Source organism: Thermogemmatispora sp., from assembly GCF_019683635.1.
GTDB lineage: Bacteria > Chloroflexota > Ktedonobacteria > Ktedonobacterales > Ktedonobacteraceae > Thermogemmatispora.
In genome coordinates this window covers 1-4,001 of record NZ_JADGIA010000307.1, presented here as the reverse complement: position 1 = coordinate 4,001, position 4,001 = coordinate 1, and the positions used below count along the sequence as shown (strand labels likewise).

The window sequence follows — 4,001 nt, the reverse complement described above, 5'->3', positions numbered from 1 at the left end:
GTTTTTATTTATTTAGTCATTTAGTCAATAAAAAGAAGGGAGGCCAGGAGCAGTGGCAGGCCAGTCAGATCAGCCTGCGCGGCGTGGCAGGGCGCCTATCTCTCCCCAGAGACGCCGGGCGCGGGCCGAGCGCATCCTTGATGCTGCTGTCAAGCTCATCGAGCGCTGGGGCTACGATAAGACGACCATCGATGACATCGCGCGCGAGGCCGGGGTTGCCAAAGGAACCATCTATCTCCACTGGAAGACGCGCGAGGATCTCTTTATGTCGGTGATTATGCGCGAGGCTCTGGCCGTGATCGAATCACTGCAGAGGTATATCGTTGAGAATGCTGATAGCTTTGCCTTCCATACGCTTTTTCCGTATGCCTTTCTGCGCTACCAGGAGCGTCCGCTGGTGAAGGCGCTGCTGACCAACGACGTCACTCTGCTCGGCTCGATGGCCCAGCATGACTATCTGCAGGGGAATTCAATCGCTCGCCGCAAAGTGCTTTTTGCTCACACCATTCTGGCGCAGATGCAGGCGGATGGTCTGCTGCGCTCAGACCTGAGCCTTCAGCGCTTAGAATACATGCTGGCAGCTCTCTTCATGGGCTATATGATGCTCGACCCGCTCTGGCCGGAAGAAGAACGCCTTCCGCTTGAGCAACAGGCTCAGGACCTGGGCGAGGCCATTCACCGCACGCTGGAAAACCAGCCACTACCGCCCCCAGAGAAGCGCCGCCGTTTGGCTTACCTGGCAAATGAGCATATTGCAAGCTTCGTGGCGGCCATTCGCACCTATCTGGAACAGTATATTCCAGGCATTTCAGGAGGAAACACTCATGACAGCACTGATTCAAGCCAGCGGCCTGACGAAGTATTACGGGCGCAGCCGCGGCATTCTTGATCTGACCTTTGAGATCGAGGAAGGCGAGATCTTCGGTTTTCTCGGTCCGAACGGCGCCGGCAAAACCACCACCATCCGCACGCTGATGGGCTTCCTGCGTCCCTCGGCGGGCCGTGCCACCGTTGCCGGTCTGGACTGCTGGTCGCAGGCGCCCGCCGTCAAGCGGCTCGTGGGCTACCTGCCCTCGGAGTTCGCCTTTGATCCCGGGCTGACCGGGGCCCAGATCTTGACCTACCTCGGCCACCTGCGCGGCGGCGTCGACCGCTCCTACGTGCAGCAGCTCTGCGAGCGACTGGACTTTGATCCTGGCAAGCGCTTCCGCGAGTATTCGCGCGGCAACCGCCAGAAGCTGGGCCTGATCCAGGCCTTCATGCATCGTCCGCGGCTGCTCATTCTGGACGAGCCGAGCAGCGGCCTCGATCCCCTCAACCAACAGGAGTTTTACCGCATGCTGCGGGAGGTGCAGAGCGAGGGACGCACCGTCTTCCTTTCGTCGCACATCCTGCCCGAGGTTGAGCAGACCTGCAGCCGCGTCGGCATCATCCGCGAGGGGCGCCTGGTCGAGGTGAACGAGGTGAGCCGGCTCAAGCACATGCGACAGCAGACAGTCATCATCAGCTTTCCCGGGCCTGTCTCGCCGCAGTGGTTCCAGAATCTGCCCGGCGTGGCCGCCGTCCGCCTCAACCACGACGGTCGCGAGCTGCATCTCGACGTCCAGGGTGATCTGCAAGCAGTCATCAAGGCAGCCGCCGCCCACGATGCGCTCAGCCTCTCAACTCAGGAGCCAAGCCTCGAAGAGATTTTCCTGCGCTTCTATCAGGTCGACCAGCCAGTTGCCGCTGGCCGCTAAATGTCTCTGTCCGCTTTGTGGCGGCCAATGACGGGAGGAAACAGCTATGCTGCGTACGATCTGGCTGAAAACGTTGCGCGAGTACTGGATCGCAGTCCTCTGCTGGGGCCTCGGCCTGGGACTGCTGATCTATGCTATGTACGCCACCGCTCAGGATGTTCTCAGCGCTGGCGTCACGCAGATTTATCAGTCCTTTAGCTTCTATGGCGATCAGGTGGCGCTCAATACTATTCCCGGCTACGTCACCTTTCGCCTCTTTGGCACAACCTTGCCAGCCTTCCTGGCCATCTGGGCCATCCTGGCCGGTGCCCGCCTGGTGCGCGGAGATGAGGAACGCGGCACACTCGATGTCCTGCTCTCGCAGCCGGTGGCCCGGGTACGCCTCTTGCTGGAAAAGCTGCTCGCCCTGATGCTGGCCATTCTCGTAATGATGCTCATCATCAGCCTCTTTATCCTGCTCGGCCAGCTCAGCGCCCACGAAACAGCCGACTACCCGCGAGCCCTGCTGACAGCCCTTAATGTCGGCCTCTTTGAGCTGATCTTCTCCAGCATCGCCCTGCTGATCTCGCAGTTCGTGCGCTGGCGCGGCGCCGCCGCCGGTTGGACGGCGGCGGTCCTGGTGATCATGTTCGTGTTCGATAGCGTTGGGCGAGTCCAGCACGATTTCGACTGGTTGCGCCACTTGTCGATCTTCTACTACTACAATGGCAATAAACCTTTGATTCCATCGGTTGCCGCCAACTGGGGGGCCTTGATGCTGCTCGTCCTGCTAGCAGTGGCCTTGATCGCCGCCAGTGTCTTGCTCTTTGCCCGGCGCGACCTGGGCGACGTGGCGCTTCAGCTCTCCTTCAATGGGCGGCGGCAGCCGGCGACCGTCGAGCGCTCCCGTGCGCTGGCGCGCGCCGCTGGCGATCCCTTCTTACGCTCGTTGGGTCTGCGCACTCTGCGTACGCAGTTCACCGCCCTCTTCTGGTGGACGGTGATCACGCTCTTCTTCGTCGAATCTTTCACCGCTCTCATTCCCAGCCTGCTGGACGTCTTCAGGAAGGCAGTTGAAGGCAATGCGGTGATGAGCCAGCTCTTTAGCGGCTACAACGTCGCCACCAACCAGGGCCTTCTAGGGGCGACCGTCTTCGCTTTTATCCCTGTGGCCCTGACCATCTTCGCTTTGACGCTGGCCCACAGCTGGAGCCGCGATCTTGACAATAACCGCCTGGAGATCATCCTGAGCATGCCTCAGTCGCGCCTCCGCTTGCTCGCTGAGCATGCTTCGGCTGTCATCCTGGCTTCGCTGATCCCTCCGCTGTTGATCTGGCTTAGTCTCCTGGTGACGGCCAACATCATCAATCTGCGTATCGACGTCGGCGATACGGCAGCCGCCTGCTTCAGCATGCTGCCGCTGGAGTGGCTGGCCGCCGCTCTGGTCTACCTGCTGGCGACGCGCCTCCCCTCCGGCCTGACCACGGGACTCGTGAGCGCATTCCTGGCGCTCTCCTTCCTGATGGAGTTTCTGCAGCCGATGCTGAAGCTGCCCGACTGGCTGATCAATCTGTCGATTTTCCATCTCTACGGTAGCCCGATGACCGAGGGCATGCGCTGGGGACCTACGTTGACTATGCTTGGCCTGACCCTGGTCGTGGGGCTGGCCGCCCTCCTTCACTTCCGCGAGAGCAGCCTCGTGGCCAGGGCCTGATACGGCAGGCCCTTCAGCCCCGGCGGAGGAGAATCTGCGTTCTCCTCCGCCTCTCGTCCTCTGTCCGAACCGCTCTCCTCTACTCCTGACGCAGCCTTCCTCTCTCGCTCCACGCCAGACGTGAGGCGCCAGCGGCAGGAAGCCGGCATGTGCTACAATATCAGCGGAGAGCCACGCCGACACGCTTCGATGCGCTCTCCATCCGGGGCTTCCTTTGCCTCAGCGGCCAGCCCTTCGGCAGGAAGTAAGCAAGCGACCGACATTAGAGCGTTGAGCGAGCAGAAAGACGGACGAATGACTATCCAGCAAACTTGGACTGACGTTGTCGCTGCAGCTACCCTGGCGCTGAAAGCCGGTGATCCTATTCTGGCCAGCGCTATTGAGCGCGTAGGACCATGCACCCTGGTACCAGACCCCAACCTTTTCGAGGCGCTGGTCGACGCCATCATTTCACAGCAGATTTCTATCCAGGCCGCCGACGCCATCATGGCCCGTTTGCGCGCTCTGCTCCCTCCCGGCCCCATTCAGGCCCAGCCCCTCGTGGCTCTCGATGAGCAACAACTGCAGGC

At 61.1% G+C, this 4,001-nt stretch carries 3 protein-coding genes and 1 pseudogene; all 4 read left to right on the top strand.

Translation table 11 applies throughout. The features are described from left to right. Positions 1–52 precede the first annotated feature (52 nt). The gene (locus tag IRZ31_RS20550; RefSeq protein WP_297157405.1) at positions 53–889 is read left to right on the top strand and encodes a TetR/AcrR family transcriptional regulator; all 837 of its coding nucleotides are present in this window, start codon (positions 53–55) and stop codon (positions 887–889) included. Next, the gene (locus tag IRZ31_RS20545) at positions 825–1,739 is read left to right on the top strand and encodes an ABC transporter ATP-binding protein (protein WP_297157402.1); all 915 of its coding nucleotides are present in this window, start codon (positions 825–827) and stop codon (positions 1,737–1,739) included. The genes IRZ31_RS20550 and IRZ31_RS20545 overlap by 65 nt, the downstream gene beginning before the upstream one ends. Before the next feature lie 46 nt (positions 1,740–1,785). Then, the gene (locus IRZ31_RS20540) at positions 1,786–3,432 is read left to right on the top strand and encodes an ABC transporter permease subunit (RefSeq protein WP_297157399.1); all 1,647 of its coding nucleotides are present in this window, start codon (positions 1,786–1,788) and stop codon (positions 3,430–3,432) included. 294 nt (positions 3,433–3,726) lie between these two features. Beyond that, positions 3,727–4,001: pseudogene (locus tag IRZ31_RS20535) on the top strand (hypothetical protein); the annotation flags it as partial.

Bases quoted from the DNA above. Each gene is read 5' to 3' on its own strand.
- IRZ31_RS20540 (WP_297157399.1), top strand. From the start codon at position 1,786: ATGCTGCGTACGATCTGGCTGAAAACGTTGCGCGAGTACTGGATCGCA.
- IRZ31_RS20545 (WP_297157402.1), top strand. From the start codon at position 825: ATGACAGCACTGATTCAAGCCAGCGGCCTGACGAAGTATTACGGGCGC.